The organism is Glycomyces halotolerans (assembly GCF_054779575.1).
The window spans coordinates 26250-41551 of sequence record NZ_BAAGXZ010000019.1; the positions used below are offsets into that span (position 1 = coordinate 26250).

Sequence of the window (15302 nt, forward strand, 5' to 3'; positions counted from 1 at the left end):
GAACCCGGACTCGACTATGGTGGGACCCATGTCCTCCGCCGAACTCGACCGCACCCCATGGCAGTCCCGACCGGCCCCCACCACCGCACCCGACCCCTACCGGGCCTACCTCGACTCGCTCGGCTCGGCCGAATCCCGCCGCACCATGCGCGGCTGCCTCGACCGCATCGCCGGCCTCCTGGCCGGCGACGCATCGGTCACCGGCGCCGGCCAGCCCTGGCACCTGCTGCGCTACGAGCACACCTCCCGGCTGCGCGCGGCCATGCTCGACGCCGGCTGGTCGGGCGCCTACATCAACAAGCACCTCGCCGCGCTGCGCCGCGTCCTCAAAGAAGCCTGGCGCCTGGACCTGATGACCGCCGAGGACTACCAGCGCGCCTGCGACATCGCCCCGGTCAAGGCCCGCCGCCTGCCGGTCGGCTCCGCGGTCGACGCCGAAGCGCTCGGCGCGGCCCTGTACGCCTGCGACATCGACCCCGGCCCGGCCGGCGCCCGCGACGCCGCGGTCCTGGCCACCCTCTACTCCACCGGCTGCCGCCGCAGCGAGATCGCCGCGATGCGCCTGACCGACTACGACCGGGCCGAACGGTCCATCCGCATCATCGGCAAAGGCAACAAAGAACGCCACGTCTACCTCACCGAAGCGGCCCAACAGCGCCTCGAACGCTGGATGACCACCCGCGGCAACGGCCCCGGAGCCCTGTTCTGCCCGATCAACAAGGCCGGGCGCCTGCGCCGCGACGGCAACCGCCTCTCCGGCATGACCGGGCAGGCGATCGCCGACCTGCTCACCAAACGCCTGGTCGAAGCCGGCCAACAGCGCCGCACCCCCCACGACTTCCGCCGCACCTTCATCGGCGAACTGCTCGACGCCGGCGTCGACCTGGCCATCACCCAGTCGCTGGTCGGCCACGCCTCCCCGGCCACCACCGCCCGCTACGACCGCCGCCCGGCCCGCCGCAGCCGCGAAGCGGTCGACCGCCTCCACCTGCCCGAAACGTGATGTCGCATTCCGGCTAGCCAGTGTCGGCCCCCGCGGGCACGCTAGAGCACATGCACCTGAACACCGCCCAACTCACCTCCGCCGTCACCGGCCGCGACGCCCGATTCGACGGCTGGATCTACCTGGCGGTCACCACCACCGGCATCTACTGCCGCCCCTCCTGCCCGGCGGTCAAACCCAAACACGCCCACATGCGCTTCTACCCCTCGGCCGCCGCGGCCCAAGCAGCCGGATACCGCGCCTGCAAACGCTGCCGCCCCGACGCGGCCCCCGGCTCCCCCGAATGGGACTACCGCTCCGACGTGTGCGCCCGCGCCATGCGCCTGATCGCCGAAGGCGTCGTCGACCGCGACGGCGCCGCCGCCCTGGCAAACCGGCTCGGCTACTCACTGCGACAACTCGAACGCCTCCTGACCGCCGAAGTCGGCGCCGGCCCGGCCGCCCTGGCCCGCGCCGCCCGCGCCCAGACCGCCCGCACCCTCATCGAATCGACCGACCTCGACATGGGCCGCATCGCCTTCGCCGCCGGCTTCACCTCCATCAGAGCGTTCAACCGCACCGTCGCCGAGGTCTACGCCTGCTCCCCCACCGAACTGCGAGCCCGACTCGGCCACACCAGCACCGACACCGGCGGCGCGATCAGCCTGCGCCTGCCCTACCGCGAACCGTTCGCACCCGCAAGCCTGTTCGCACACCTCGCGGCCACGGCCGCACCCGGACTCGAAGAATGCCGCGACGGCGCCTACCGGCGCACCCTCAGACTCCCCCACGGCACCGGCATCGCCGCCCTCAAACCCGGCCCCGGACACATCCAATGCCGCCTCCACCTGACCGACCTGCGCGACCTGACCGCCGCCGTCGCCCGCTGCCGCCGCGCCCTGGACCTGGACGCCGACCCCGTCGCCATCGCCGCCGCCCTCGAAGCCGACCCCGTCATCGGCCCCGCGGCCCGCAAAACCCCCGGCCGCCGCGTACCCCGCAAAGCCGACAACACCGAATACGCGCTCCGAGCCGTCATCGGCCAGCAGGTCTCCACCGCCTCGGCCGCCACCATCGCCGCCAGGCTGGCCCAGACCCACGGCGAACCGATCGACGACCCCGAAGGGGGCCTGTCGCGCCTCTTCCCCACCCCTGAGGCACTGGCCGCAGCAGACCCGGCCGACCTGCCGATGCCCGCATCACGCAAACGGACCCTCCAGGCCCTCGCCGCCGCGCTGGCCTCCGGGAGCATCGAAGTCGGCCCGGGCGCCGACTGGGCCCGCACCCGAGCGGCCCTGGCGAGCCTGCCCGGTATCGGGCCGTGGACGGTCGAGATGATCGCGATGCGGGCCCTGGGCGACCCGGACGCGTTCCCGGTCTCCGACCTCGGGGTCGTCCGCGGCGCCGAAGCGTTCGGCCTGCCGACCGGACCGAAGGCGCTGGCCGAGGCCGCCGAGGCGTGGCGGCCGTGGCGCTCGTACGCGACGCAGTACCTGTGGGCCTGGAGTGAGCACCCGACCGGCGCGGTGCCCTCCGGTGCTTCGACGATGAAGGAGGTGGCGCGGTGAGCGCTGAAGTGAGGTTCGTGCGGACCGATTCGCCGTTGGGGCCGATCGCGGTATCGGCGACCGAGACCGGGATCAAGTACGTGCACACCGGCGCCGATCGGGTCGAGCCGCTTTGGGGCGCCGAGGGTTCGACGCCGCTGCTGGCCTCGGCCGTCGAGCAGCTCGAGGCGTATTTCGCCGGCGACCTGCGGCAGTTCGATCTGCCGTTGGATCCGGACGGCACGCCGTTCCAGCGTCGGGTGTGGGCGGCGCTGCGCGAGATCCCCTACGGGGTGACGGTGTCGTATGCGCACATCGCGGCCCGGATCGGCAATCCGGCGGCGGTGCGGGCGGTGGGATTGGCCAACGGCGCGAACCCGGTGGCGATCGTGGTGCCGTGCCACCGGGTGATCGGCGCGAACGGGAAGCTGACCGGCTACGCGGGCGGCTTGTGGCGCAAGGAGCGGCTGCTGGCGCTCGAACGCGGCGAGCGCGACCTGTTCGCGGCCTAGAGCAGGCGTACGCGCAGTTCGACGGTGACCGCGTCGTCGGTGACGATGAACGTGGCCGTGTAGCACACCTCGCTGGTGCAGCCGGCGGGGATGATGCCGGTGGCGTGTCCGGCCGGGGTGGTGCCCGACAGCAGCGGCGGGGCCATGTCGTTGCCGGCGATGAAGGCGCCGAATTCGGCTTCGGGGATGGCGACGGTCGCTTCGGCGGCCGACCCGGGCGTCGGTGCGGCCGTCTCGGCGAGGTCGGCGTCGATGACGTCGGTGCCGCCGGGGTAGGTCAGGCGGGTGGCCTGCTCGAGGGTCGCCAGGCTCGGGGCGCTGCCGCCGCCGAGGGCCCAGCCGACGGCCCAGACCGCGCCGACCAGGCCGCAGAAGGTGACGGCCAGCCAGGCTGCCGCGGCTGCGGCACGGCGCTTGCCCGTCGGTGGAGGCGAGACCATCTCGAGACCCTACATGCACCCCGGTGTTCGTTCTGATCGGTGTGTCAGAGCGCGCAGATCCGTTCGGGGGCCCGCTCGGCGCGGGCCAGGGCGCCGATGAGGGCCCTTTGGCCGTGACGAGCGGCGGCCAGGCGGGTCAGCACCCACATGGCGGTGTCGAACACGTCCGCGTCGAAGACCGGTGTCGGGATGCCCAGGGAGTGGGCCAGGTCGTCGGCGTGGACGACGATCTCCATGATCCGGGTGGTCAGGAAGTCGTCCAGTGTCGTGGCGTACGGCCAGCGCGGGTTGCCGCCGATCGCGTCCGCGTCCTGGCCGGGCAGGGCCCGTTCGAGGAAGGCCAGGGCGGCTCGGGCGTCGTCCAGGACGGTCTCGGGCCCGGCCTGGGCGGCTTGTTCGCCGCCGGAGCGGATGGCGGTGTTGTAGTCGTTGTCGATGTCGCCTCCGAGCCACGCGGCCTGCGCGAAGTGGTCGAACAGGCCCAGGACGGGTTTGTCGGCCGGGTCGGTTTCGATCGCGGCCTGCGCGGAGGTGATCTGGGCGGCGAAGTGGGCGGCCAGGCCGCCGACGGTGAAGCCCTCCAGCGCTGAGGGCTGTTCCCACGCCGGGTCGAGGCCGGGGTGTGCGAGCAGGTCGGTCGCGGCCTGCGCGGCGGTGAGGAATCGGGTCCTGGTCGGTGTCAAGGCTGGTGCTTTCTAGCGTACGGAGACGTGGACGTGGTTGGTGTGGTCGGCCGCGGGGGTGCCGTTGGCGCCCGAGTAGGACCGCCACCCCGAGGAGGGCGACCAGAATTGGCGGTACCAGATGACGTATTGGACGGCCAGGGCGTCGGCGTTGTTGACGTACCAGGCCGCGAGCCGGTCGCCGTAGTCCTTGTCGCCGCCGGTCGCGTCGGTGTTCTGGAAGCCGCTGGAGTTGGCCGAGAAGTCGCAGGCGCGGCCTTTGGGGTGCTCACCGGAGCCGCCGGAGCGGTAGCAGGAGACGTAGCGGGTGAAGCCGGCTTCGCGGGTCTCGTAGTAGAGGTGGAGGGTGCGGGGGGTCAGGCACCCGTCGGTGGTGGGGTCGTCTTCGGTGCAGCCTTCGGAGCCGGTGCTGCCGGCCGGGTCGGGTGCGCCGGCGCCGCCGTCGCCGCTGGGTCCGGCGGCTTGTTCGGCGCGCAGTTCCTCGAGTTGGTCTTCGAGGTCGTCGGCGGCTTCCTCGGCTGCTTCGAGTGCTTCTTCGGCGGCGGCGACTTCGTCGGCGTGGGCGGCTTGTTCGGCTTCGAGTTCGGTCAGCAGCGTCGAGGCTTCGGATACGAGGGCGGCTCGTTCGTCGGCGAGGTAGCCGGTGAAGGTCATCGCGTCGACCATCCGGTCGGGGGTCTCGGCCGACAGCAGCGCGGCGGTGGTGCGCAGGTCGCCTTCGGTGTGGAGGTAGACCGCGTAGTCGTTGAGGTCGCCGGAGAGTTCGTCGAGCAGGCCCTGGGTCTGTTCGATCTGTTCGGCCAGGGCCTCGGCGCGTTCTTCGGCGGCGGTGACGTCGTCTTCGGCGTCGGCGACGGCTTCGATGGCATCGGCCAGGTCGCTTTCGAGGGTCGCCTCGTCGGGGTCGGCTTCGGCCGCGCTGGTGGGAACCAGGGCCAACAGCACTGCGAGGCACACCGTGGGGAGGATTGGTCGTCGCACTTGGTTCGGGGAGCCTTCCTAGATGGGGCAGCTTACAGGTCGAGGTCGAGCACGACGGGGGCGTGGTCGGAGGCGCCTTTGCCTTTGCGGGCGTCTCGGTCGACGTAGGCGTCGGTGACCGCGGCGCGGGCGGGGCCGTTGGCCAGGGCCAGGTCGATGCGCAGGCCGCGGTTCTTGGGGAAGTCGAGGTTGCGGTAGTCCCAGAAGGTGAAGGGACGGTCGTATTTGAGGGGCCGGGGCATGATGTCGGTCAGTCCGGTCGCTTCGATGTCGGCCAGGGCGGCTCGTTCGGCTTTGGTGATGTGGGTGGTGCCGGACCATTCCTCGGGGTCCCACACGTCCTGGTCGGTCGGGCAGATGTTGAAGTCGCCGGCCACGGTGAAGGGCGCGGGGGCCGCGGCGGCGGCTTCGACGGTGGTTTTGAGGGCGGCCAGGAAGTCGAGTTTGTAGCGGTAGTGGGGCTGGTCTACGTCGCGGCCGTTGGGGACGTACACCGACCAGATGCGCAGCGGCCCGCAGGTGGCGGCTATGGCGCGCGCTTCGACCGCACCGTCGAATGCGGGCTGGTCGTCCAGGTCGCGTTCGATGTCGCTGATGCCGATGCGTGAGAGGATCGCGACGCCGTTCCAGCGGCCCGAGCCGTGGGCGGCGATCCGGTAGCCGGCCGCTTCGATGGCCGCTTCGGGGATTTGGTCGGTGGCGCATTTGATCTCTTGGAGGCACACCACGTCGGGCCCTGCGGTCTCGAGCCAGTCCAGCAGCCGGTCGAGGCGGGCTTTGAGCGAGTTGATGTTCCAGGTCGCCACGCGCATGGGCCACACGATACTCGCTTCGTCCGACGCGTCTTTGGGCGCTGGTCACCGCCGGTGGTGTGGTGCGGCCGGGGCCCGGTCGCCGGCGTGTTGGACGGCTGCGGGCCCGGCGTGGCCGGGCGCGGCCTCGGCCGGTCCGACGGTGACCGCGAGGAGGCCGAAGGCCAGGGCGATGGCGAAGCCGGGGATGGCGATGCCCGAGTCGTTGACGCTGAAGCCGATGACGGCGACGGCGAGCAGGCCGGTGACGGCCGCGGCGGTGCGGTCGGTGGTGATCGGGCCGCGGCGGTGCCAGATCCAGGCGGCGGCGATGACGGCGGCGACCACGAGGTAGGTCAGGGGGGTGCCGATGGTGCCGACCGCTGAGGCGATCTTGCGGAGCAGGACTTCGCCGGCGGTGCCTTCGAGGACGGTGCCGACGAATCGGCCCAGGTGGGTCTGGTCGGCTTCGGGCCGCAGGTAGTCGAGGACGCCGGCGAGGGCGAGGACGGCGGCGGCGATGCCGCCGGAGGCGGCGATCGCGCCGGCCGACAGGCGCCGGCCCCACAATCGCAGGCAGGCCAGGACGAGCGCGGCCACGAGGGTGAGGGTGCCGCCGACGTTGCGGCCGAGGGTGGGGGCGCCGACCACGGCGATGGCGGCGGCGCCGATGAGGGCGGGCCCGAGGAAGCGGCCGCGGCCGCTCCAGGGGGTGAGGGTGATGACCAGGATGATCGCGGCGGCGAACACGGCGAAGGAGTAGTTGCCCAGGCCGGCGAAGCGGGCGCCGGCCAGCGCGGTGTAGCCCATGGGGGTGTGCAGCGGCCAGGTCGCGCCGGTGAACTGGTCGAAGCCGATCAGGGCGGCGGTGGCGGCGGCGACCAGCAGCGCCGGGCGGGCGCCTTCGCGCAGCCGCGGCAGCCAGGTGAGGACGGTCAGTCCGGCGGCGACGGCGGCGATGATGAGCCAGAACGTGGTCTCGGGGTTGTCGGTGCGCCACCATCCGGGGATGCCGGCGGCGACGCCGGCGACGGGGATGGCCGAGACGAACACGCAGACGCTGCGGGCGGTGGCTCGCAGGCGGGGTGGGCCGGTCAGGAGGTAGGCGGCCGCGGCGACGGCGATGATGCCGAGCGCGGCCAGGGCGAGGTAGAACTTCCAGCCGATCTCGGCGACCGCGGCGGCCGCCTGGGTTTCGTCGGTGCCGCGTTCGACCGCGCCGGCGCTGGTGTGGCCGGGGTCGGCCTCGACGGTCGCCGGTCGCCCGGACATGGCCGCGGGGATGTCGGCGCCGATGACGTCGAGCGCGGTGGGCCCGAGGTCGACCAGTTGCACGTAGCCGCTGCGGCCGGTCGTCGCCGAGGTCAGCGATCCCGGTTCGATGCCGTGCCCGGAGTAGATGACCGGGTGGAGCCCGGAGGGGGCCGATGCGTCGGCGATGCCGGCGACGATCAGGCGCCAGCGTTCGGGCAGGGCGGCGCTGATGTCCTGGATGGCGGCGTCGGCTTCGGAGGCGGCGGCGATGCGGATCGGGTCGGGCTCGGCGGTATTGTCGTCGGTCTCGGTCTCGCCGGTGGCCACGTCGGTGTCGTCTTCACCGATCGCGTCGTAGTCGGTGCTGGTCGACTCGGGGTCGGCGTCGGTCTCGTCGCCGACGATGACGCCGGGGTCGACGATGACGACGTCGCAGGCGTTCATCGCCTCGGGCAGCGCATCCAGATCCGGACCCCAGAACGCGAGGGTGCCTTCGGTGTCGGCGGCGGCCAGGGCCGCGCCGAGGCCGATCGCGGCCACGCACAGGCCCGGTTCGACCTCGACCGGTTCGGCACCGGCCACCTCGGCCTCCTCGGCCGCACGCTGCTGCTCGGCGGCCATGTGCTCCACCGCGTCGGCCAGGGACCCGAGCCGGGCCCCGTAGTTGTAGGCGGCGTTGGCGTCCTCGAGCTCGGGCCACCACGGCAGCGTCCATTCGCCGCCGCTGGCCACCGGCGCCGGGATCCGCGACTGCGCCATGCAGTGGGCGTCGCGGGCGGCCAGGCCACCGGCGCGCTCACCGGCGCCCAGACTGACCCACCCGGCTTCGGCGCACGTCCACGACCCGATGGTGCGCACACTCATCGAACCGGTCGCGCCCCGCCCGGCCAGGTCCCACAGCGCCGGTGTCTCCGAAGGCGTGATGTCGGCCCAGGACAGGCCCGGGACACCGACGATGATGACCCCCCCGGCCTCGGCCTCGCTCGTGCTCTGCGCCGAAGCCGGCCCCGCCAGGGCCGCCAGCGCGCACACCAGCCCGGCTGCCAGGGCCCCTGCTCGATGCAGCCATCGCCCGCCCGCTCGGTCCACCGAGCTCACCGCCGCCGAATTCATGTTCCGTAGTCTATGCGCTGCCCGCCCCGAGCCGGGCGCATCCCGACGCGGCGAAACACAGCTCACCCCCTGGCCCCGAGCCCCCTGGGAGGCGCCGGGGTTAGGCTGGGCGACGTGTTCACCATCGCCACCGCCAACGTCAACGGAATCCGGGCCGCAGCGAAGAAAGGCCTGGTCGAATGGCTCAACGACGTAGGCGCCGACGTCGTGCTCCTCCAAGAGGTCCGCGCCACCGCCGACCAGATCCCCGCCGCGGTCACCGACGCCGGCCCCTGGCAGTGGGTCCTGGCCCCGGCCGAGAACCACGGCGCCAAAGGCCGCGCCGGCGTGGCCGTACTCACCCGAACGAGACCCGAAGGAGCCCGGATCGGCTTCGGCTCGGCCGAATTCGACACCTGCGGCCGCTACGCCGAAGTCGACCTCCCGGGCCTGACCATCGGCAGCCTCTACCTGCCCTCAGGACAGACCGACACGCCCCGCCAGGACGAGAAGGAACGGTTCATGGCCGAATTCGGGCCCTACCTGAGCGAAGCGGCCGCCCGCGCCGCCTCCCAAGGCCGCGAACTGGTCGTCGGCGGCGACTTCAACATCGCCCACCGCGAAGCCGACCTCAAGAACTGGCGCGGCAACAAGAAACACGCCGGCTTCCTCCCCAACGAACGCGCCTGGCTGACCGAACTGTACGACCAGCGCGGACTGGTCGACATCGTCCGCGCCCTCCACCCCGACCAGGACGGCCCCTACTCCTGGTGGTCCTACCGCGGCCGCGCCTTCGACAACGACACCGGCTGGCGCATCGACCTTCAAGTCGCCACCCCCGCCCTGGCCGCCAAAGCCACCAAAGCCTGGGTCGACCGCGCCCCCTCCCACGACCAGCGCTGGTCCGACCACGCCCCGGTCCTGGTGACCTACGACCTGTGACCCGACTGGCCGAGCCGAACCCGGACGGGCACCATTGAACGCTGTGAGCCTCATCGACTACCTGCCCGCGACCGACACGCCCGACGCCGACGACATCTACACCGCCTTCACCACCTGGGCCGCCGACAACGGCATCGACCTCTACGACCACCAAGAGGAAGCGCTCATGGCGATCTGCTCGGGCGCCAACGTCATCGCCGCCACCCCCACCGGCTCGGGCAAAACCCTCATCGCCGCCGCCGCGCACTTCAACGCCCTCGCCCATCAGCGCACCTCCTTCTACACCGCCCCCATCAAAGCGCTCGTGTCCGAAAAATTCTTCGAACTGTGCGAACAATTCGGCACCGACAACGTCGGCATGCTCACCGGCGACGCCGCCGTCAACCCCGACGCGCCCCTGATCTGCTGCACCGCCGAAATCCTCGCCAACCTCGCCCTCCGCGAAGGAGCCGACCTCGACTGCGACTCCGTCGTCGCCGACGAATTCCACTTCTACGCCGACCCCGACCGCGGCTGGGCCTGGCAAGTCCCCCTCCTCGAACTGACCCGCGCCCAATTCACCCTCATGTCCGCCACCCTCGGCGACACCACCTTCTTCGAAGACGACCTCACCGCCCGCACCGGCCGCGAAACCACCCTCGTCGCCGGCGCCGCCCGCCCCGTCCCCCTCGAATACGAATACCGCAAAACCCCCCTCCACGAAACGGTCGAAAACCTCGTCGGCCACGACCGCGCACCCGCCTACATCGTCCACTTCACCCAAGCCGCCGCCCTGGAGACCGCCCAGGCCCTCGCCAGCCTCAAACTCATCGACAAAGACGCCAAAACCGCCATCAGCGCCGCCCTCGGCGGCTTCCGCTTCACCACCAAATTCGGCCACACCCTCGCCCGCCTCGTCCGATCCGGCATCGGCGTCCACCACGCCGGCATGCTCCCCAAATACCGCCGCCTCGTCGAACGCCTCGCCCAACAAGGCCTGCTCAAAATCATCTGCGGCACCGACACCCTCGGCGTCGGCATCAACGTCCCCATCCGCACCGTCGTCTTCACCGGCCTGACCAAATACGACGGCCGCCGCACCCGCCGCCTCCGCGCCCGCGAATTCCACCAAATCGCCGGCCGCGCCGGCCGCGCCGGATACGACACCCGCGGCTACGTCGTCTGCCAAGCCCCCGAACACGTCATCGAAAACGAAAAAGCCCTGGCCAAATTCGGCACCGACCCCAAAAAACGCAAGAAAATGGCCAAAAAGAAACCACCCGAAGGCTTCGTCGGCTGGACCGAAGACACCTTCCACAACCTCACCGAAGCCCAGCCCGAACCCCTCACCAGCCGCATGCACATGAGCCACGCCATGCTCGTAGGACTCCTCGCCCGCCTCGGCGACACCTTCGCCCACGTACGCCGCCTCATCGAACACTCCCACGCCGACCGCCCCCAACAACTGCGCATGGCCCGCACCTCCCTCACCATCGCCCGCACCCTCCGCGACGCCGGCATCATCACCATCGAACAAGGCGACGTCAAACTCACCGTCGACCTCCCCGACCACTTCGCCCTCAACCAACCCCTCGCCCCCTTCGCCCTCGCCGCACTCGACCTCCTCGACCCCGAATCCGACACCTACCCCATGGACATCGTCTCCATCGTCGAAGCCACCCTCGAAGGCCCCGGCCAAATCCTCGCCGCCCAACGCAACAAAGCCAAAGGCGAAGCCATCGACGCGATGAAAGCCGACGGCCTCGACTACTACGACCGCATGAACCGACTCGACGACGACGACATCGACTACCCCAAACCCCTCGCCGACCTCCTCCACGACGCCTTCGACGCCTACCGCCTCACACACCCCTGGGCCGCCGACTACCACCTCGAACCCAAATCCATCCTCAGAGAAATCTGGGAACACCACATGACCTTCGGCGAATACATCGGCGCCTACCGACTCCCCCGCGCCGAAGGCCTCCTCCTGCGCTACCTCTCCAGCGCCTACAAAACCCTCATCCAAACCCTCCCGGCCGACGCCGGCGGCGACGAACTCGACGACCTCACCACCTGGCTCGGCGAAACCATCCGCCAAACCGACTCCTCCCTGATCAACGAATGGGAACAACTGACCAACCCCGCCGACACCGACGACGACATCGACGTCGGCCGCCCCGCCACCGCCTTCACCGACAACCACCGCGCCTTCACCATCGCCGTCCGCAACGCCGCCTGGCGCCACGTCGAACACGCCGCCGCCGACCGACCCGAAGCGCTCGCGGCCCTCGAGACCGGCTGGCCCGCCTCCAAATGGGACACGGCCCTGGAGCGGTACTTCGCCGCCCACGACGACATCGGCACCGACACCGCCTCACGCTCACGCGAATTCCTCGACATCACCGAATCCGGCCGCACCTGGACCGTCCGCCAAGTCATCGACGACCCCGCCGGCGACCGCGACTGGGCAATGGTCTTCACCGTCGACCTCGACGCCAGCGACGAAGCCGGCGCCGTCATCATGACCATTGAGGACTTCACGGACTGACGGAACCCCACACCACCGCCGCGCATTGATAGCATCGCGGCCGTGCCCCGCCTGTTGAGCCCCACCACACTCCACCCCGCACCCACCCGCGCCCGCTGGACGGCCGTACTGACCGCCGCCGCCATCATGACCGCCTGGAACTTCGGCTGGCACGACACCCTCCGCGGCGCACTCACCCCCACCTCCAGCCACACCTACGCCTGGAACACCGACGACCTCACCACCGCCGAGGCCCTCACCGACCAAACCGAACTCCTCCCCGGCATCGACGACCCCACCGCAGCCGAAGCCCGCACCCTCCCAGTACCGGCCGAAAACCTCACCCTCGACCTGCTCTGGGAACCGACGCTCACCATCACCGACATCCGACTGGAGACCTACACCGACGCCTACGGCACCGGCCACCGCCTCGGCATCGCCGCCCACACCCACACCCAAACCGGCCCCGAATGCCTCAACGCCCGCATCACCACCCCCGCAGGCGAGACCACCGTCCAAACCTGCACCCGCTCCGACCAGCACCCCCCGGTCGACATGGCCGAATTCCTCGGCAAAGAAGAATCAGACGACTGGAGCCCCGACCACCTCTTCGTCACCCAAACCGCCAACCTCGACCCCGCCGACTACAGCGACACCACACAGATCGACTACTACGGCCTCGGCCTCAACCTCGGCGACGCCAACGAATCGGGCCTATGGGGCCCCAACTGGACCGAACCGATGACCAACCTCCAACACTGCGACGGACGCCCCCACAACTTCATCCTCGCCATCGACGACCTCCACCTCACCGACCAGTACCCCGACCCCGCACAGCACCGACGCACCGCCCCCGAACGCATCGCCGGATCCCCCCAACACTTCGCCTACCCCGCCGAAGAACAACTCCTCACCCCCGCATGCATACCGGTCAACCACCGCGGCGGCATGAACCCACAGAGCTTCCACCAACTCGCCACCGAACCGTTCCAAAAACCAACCAGCACACCACTGTCAGGATGGGTCCGCTACAACGCCGCCACCCGCGACCCCCAACCCCTCCGCACCGCACTGGTCATCGACGTCCGCTCCTGCGACACCACCCCAGGCCACTGCACCGGCGACCGAGCCATCGACCCACACTCCTACAACACCGGACCAGGCCGCGAATGGATGCGCCACCTGCTCGGCATCGACTGCATCCACGCCATCGGCAACCCGTGCCCCCACCTCGGCACCTGACACAATTGACCCCAACACGCCCGAGAGGAGGCCGACCGTGCCCGTCCGCGTCACCGACGACATCGTCATCCCCGACGCCGAACTGACCTGGCGGTTCTCCCGCTCCTCCGGACCAGGCGGCCAAAGCGTCAACACCACCGACTCCCGCGTCACCCTCACCTTCGACCTCGACACCACCAAGGCACTGCCGCCGGCGCTGGCCGAGCGGGCGCGGTCGCGACTGTCCGGGCGTCTGGTCGAGGGCACCGTCACCGTCACCGCCTCGCAGTTCCGCTCGCAGCTGCAGAACCGCAAAGCGGCCGCCGAGCGACTGGGCGAGCTGCTCCGAAGGGCCATCGCCGCTCCCCCGCCGGCTCGGCGCGCGACCAAACCGTCCAAAGGCGCCAAGCGCCGCCGCCTCGAGGCCAAACGGCGCCGCTCCAACATCAAGCGGCTGCGCCGCGACACCTCCGATTAGTCGACGGTGACCGCGATGTTGCCTCGGGCGCGGTGGCTGAGCATCCGGGCCACCGCCTGCGGCGCGTGATCCAGCTCAAAGGTCCCGTCGAGGACGACCTTGACCGCCCCGGATTCGACCAGCTCCCCGATCGCCTCGAGGTTGGCTCGGGTGTAATCGCATCCGGCGAACCGCACCGTCGTCCGCCCCCGGGCGAGCACAGCGGCCGCGGCCATGCGCGGCAGCGAACCGAGCCAGCGCCCGGAGGTGCCGATGCTGTTGGGTACGAGCACGCCGCCGGCGGCCAGGGCGCGGGCCGTGCGCCGGGGCGGGTGGTTCATGACGTTGTCGACGATGAGGTCGAAGCGGGCCTCTCCGGAGGTGAAGTCGGTGGTGGTGTAGTCGATGACGTGGTCGGCGCCGAGGGTGCGCACCAGATCGGCGTTGCTCGGCCCGCACACCCCGGTGACGTCGGCGCCCAGGTGCCGGGCGATCTGGACCGCGAAGGTCCCCACGCCGCCGGAGGCGCCGTTGATCAGCACGCTCCGGCCCGGACCGGCCACGCCGGTGTCGCGCACCGTCGCCAGCGCGGTCAGCCCGGACATGACCGAGCAGGCCGCCTCGGCGAAGCCGATCCCGGCGGGTTTGCGCGCCAGTTGCGCGGCCGGGGCCACGGTGTACTCGGCGAAGGTCCCGGCCTCGCCGAAGCCGCCGTCCCAGGACGATCCGAACACCTCGTCGCCGGCGGCCAGGTCGGCCACGTCCGCTCCGACCGCTTCGACCACGCCGGCCACGTCGGTGCCGCGGATCGGTGCGGCCGGGCGGCGCAGCCCGGTCTTGGCGCGCAGGACGTAGGGGGTGCCGGTGACGGCGATCCAGTCGGGTGTGTTGACGCTGGCCGCGCGTACCCGGATCAGGACCTTTCCCGGGCCGGGCTCGGGCCGGTCGACCTCGGCCGGTTCGAGGACCTGCTCGGGGGCGCCGTAACGGCGTTGGACGACGGCTCTCATGGACGCTCCTCAAGAAACTTACGTTGTAAGACACACGCTAGTCTTACCTTGTAAGGCTGTCAAGGGGCGCAGCGATCCGCCATCACGCGAAAGCGATCCGCTCAATCGGCCTCGTGAAGACGCTCGAGGCCGTCCAACATCAGATCCAGCCCGAACTCGAACTCGAACTGGTCGTCGCACCAGCCCAGCGTCGAATCCGGATCCTCGTGCGCCACCTCGCCCAGCATCGCCGCCAGATTCGGCACCTGCTCGGCGATCGCGGCCATCTCCTCACCCGCGGCGTCCTCTTGGCCGCTCTCAGGCTGGAACAACTCCTGACTGAAACCCAGCGCACGGCTGCCCAGCGCGTGCATCGCATGATGGATCAAGTCGAAACTCAGCCCACCCGAGCGCATCAGGCCCACCAGGCCGTCGAAATAGCGCACCACCGCCAGATGCGTGCCGCGCCGCGTCTCGAACACCCCCGGCGCCCACCGGTGACGCAGCATCACCGACCGCGCCGCCAGCACCCGCGCCCGCAGCGCGCCCTTCCAATCGGACTCCGGCGACGGCCCCTCGACGGCGGCCACCGCCCGCTCGATCTCGACCATGATCACCTCGACCAGACCGTCGAGGACCGCCTCCTTGTTGGCCACATGGTGGTACAGCGACATCGCCTCCACCCCCAGCGCCGAGGCCAGGCTCCGCATCGTCAACGCACCGATCCCGCCCTCGTCGGCGATCGCCACCGCCGAACGCAGGACCCGCTCACGGCTCAACCGCTGCTGCGACTCCGAACCGCCACGTGCGGCCACCGAGCACCACCCCCTTCCTCCGGCGAACGTAGCCTACAAGGCCCCGATGCGGCCGCCGCCGGGATCGGGTCGGCCTTCAGCTCGACG

General features: G+C 70.8%; 14 protein-coding genes. 7 read left to right on the forward strand and 7 right to left on the reverse strand.

Features of this window, described 5'->3' with window-relative positions:
- The first annotated feature begins 28 nt into the window (after positions 1-28).
- From ACYVL2_RS15360 to ACYVL2_RS15370, 3 genes are read left to right on the forward strand one after another with little or no spacing between them, the layout of a single operon-like run.
- Positions 29-1003: a tyrosine-type recombinase/integrase gene (locus ACYVL2_RS15360; protein WP_460544864.1), complete on the forward strand. Its 975-nt coding sequence runs from the start codon at positions 29-31 to the stop codon at positions 1001-1003.
- A gap of 50 nt (positions 1004-1053) precedes the next feature.
- The gene (locus ACYVL2_RS15365) at positions 1054-2550 is read left to right on the forward strand and encodes a DNA-3-methyladenine glycosylase 2 family protein (protein ID WP_460544866.1); all 1497 of its coding nucleotides are present in this window, start codon (positions 1054-1056) and stop codon (positions 2548-2550) included.
- Positions 2547-3041 (forward strand): methylated-DNA--[protein]-cysteine S-methyltransferase, encoded by a 495-nt coding sequence (locus ACYVL2_RS15370; RefSeq protein ID WP_460544868.1) that lies wholly within the window; start codon positions 2547-2549, stop codon positions 3039-3041. The genes ACYVL2_RS15365 and ACYVL2_RS15370 overlap by 4 nt, the downstream gene beginning before the upstream one ends.
- Here ACYVL2_RS15370 and ACYVL2_RS15375 read toward each other — a convergent pair.
- Genes ACYVL2_RS15375 through ACYVL2_RS15395 form a run of 5 tightly spaced genes read right to left on the reverse strand, consistent with a single transcriptional unit; the run spans position 3038 to position 8303 of the window.
- A complete protein-coding gene (locus ACYVL2_RS15375; RefSeq protein WP_460544869.1) occupies positions 3038-3481 on the reverse strand; it encodes a hypothetical protein in 444 nt (147 codons plus the stop codon). The genes ACYVL2_RS15370 and ACYVL2_RS15375 overlap by 4 nt on opposite strands.
- Before the next feature lie 44 nt (positions 3482-3525).
- Positions 3526-4164, reverse strand: a complete 639-nt coding sequence (locus tag ACYVL2_RS15380) for a DinB family protein (protein WP_460544871.1) — start codon at positions 4162-4164, stop codon at positions 3526-3528.
- 12 nt (positions 4165-4176) lie between these two features.
- Entirely contained in the window at positions 4177-5145 is a 969-nt protein-coding gene (locus tag ACYVL2_RS15385) for a coiled-coil domain-containing protein (RefSeq protein ID WP_460544873.1), read from the reverse strand.
- Between the two features lie 32 nt (positions 5146-5177).
- Positions 5178-5957, reverse strand: a complete 780-nt coding sequence (locus ACYVL2_RS15390; RefSeq protein WP_460544875.1) for an exodeoxyribonuclease III — start codon at positions 5955-5957, stop codon at positions 5178-5180.
- Positions 5958-6002: 45 nt separating this feature from the next.
- On the reverse strand, positions 6003-8303 hold the full coding sequence (locus ACYVL2_RS15395; RefSeq protein WP_460544877.1) for a hypothetical protein: 2301 nt from the start codon (positions 8301-8303) through the stop codon (positions 6003-6005).
- 114 nt (positions 8304-8417) lie between these two features.
- On the opposite strand from ACYVL2_RS15395, the gene ACYVL2_RS15400 reads away from it, so the two are divergent.
- Genes ACYVL2_RS15400 through arfB form a run of 4 tightly spaced genes read left to right on the forward strand, consistent with a single transcriptional unit; the run spans position 8418 to position 13432 of the window.
- The gene (locus tag ACYVL2_RS15400) at positions 8418-9224 is read left to right on the forward strand and encodes an exodeoxyribonuclease III (protein ID WP_460544879.1); all 807 of its coding nucleotides are present in this window, start codon (positions 8418-8420) and stop codon (positions 9222-9224) included.
- 43 nt (positions 9225-9267) lie between these two features.
- Positions 9268-11754, forward strand: a complete 2487-nt coding sequence (locus tag ACYVL2_RS15405) for a DEAD/DEAH box helicase (protein ID WP_460544881.1) — start codon at positions 9268-9270, stop codon at positions 11752-11754.
- A gap of 42 nt (positions 11755-11796) precedes the next feature.
- Positions 11797-12975 (forward strand): hypothetical protein, encoded by a 1179-nt coding sequence (locus ACYVL2_RS15410; RefSeq protein ID WP_460544883.1) that lies wholly within the window; start codon positions 11797-11799, stop codon positions 12973-12975.
- Between the two features lie 37 nt (positions 12976-13012).
- Positions 13013-13432 (forward strand): aminoacyl-tRNA hydrolase, encoded by a 420-nt coding sequence (gene arfB, locus ACYVL2_RS15415; protein WP_460544885.1) that lies wholly within the window; start codon positions 13013-13015, stop codon positions 13430-13432.
- Here arfB and ACYVL2_RS15420 read toward each other — a convergent pair.
- Entirely contained in the window at positions 13429-14421 is a 993-nt protein-coding gene (locus ACYVL2_RS15420; protein WP_460544887.1) for an NAD(P)-dependent alcohol dehydrogenase, read from the reverse strand. The two genes, arfB and ACYVL2_RS15420, sit on opposite strands and share 4 nt — an antisense overlap.
- A gap of 101 nt (positions 14422-14522) precedes the next feature.
- A complete protein-coding gene (locus tag ACYVL2_RS15425; RefSeq protein ID WP_460544889.1) occupies positions 14523-15215 on the reverse strand; it encodes a TetR family transcriptional regulator in 693 nt (230 codons plus the stop codon).
- Positions 15216-15302: the final 87 nt, after the last annotated feature.

Bases quoted from the DNA above. Each gene is read 5' to 3' on its own strand.
- ACYVL2_RS15360 (WP_460544864.1), top strand. From the start codon at position 29: ATGTCCTCCGCCGAACTCGACCGCACCCCATGGCAGTCCCGACCGGCC.
- ACYVL2_RS15365 (WP_460544866.1), top strand. From the start codon at position 1,054: ATGCACCTGAACACCGCCCAACTCACCTCCGCCGTCACCGGCCGCGAC.
- ACYVL2_RS15375 (WP_460544869.1), bottom strand. From the start codon at position 3,481: ATGGTCTCGCCTCCACCGACGGGCAAGCGCCGTGCCGCAGCCGCGGCA.
- ACYVL2_RS15390 (WP_460544875.1), bottom strand. From the start codon at position 5,957: ATGCGCGTGGCGACCTGGAACATCAACTCGCTCAAAGCCCGCCTCGAC.
- ACYVL2_RS15395 (WP_460544877.1), bottom strand. From the start codon at position 8,303: ATGAATTCGGCGGCGGTGAGCTCGGTGGACCGAGCGGGCGGGCGATGG.
- ACYVL2_RS15420 (WP_460544887.1), bottom strand. From the start codon at position 14,421: ATGAGAGCCGTCGTCCAACGCCGTTACGGCGCCCCCGAGCAGGTCCTC.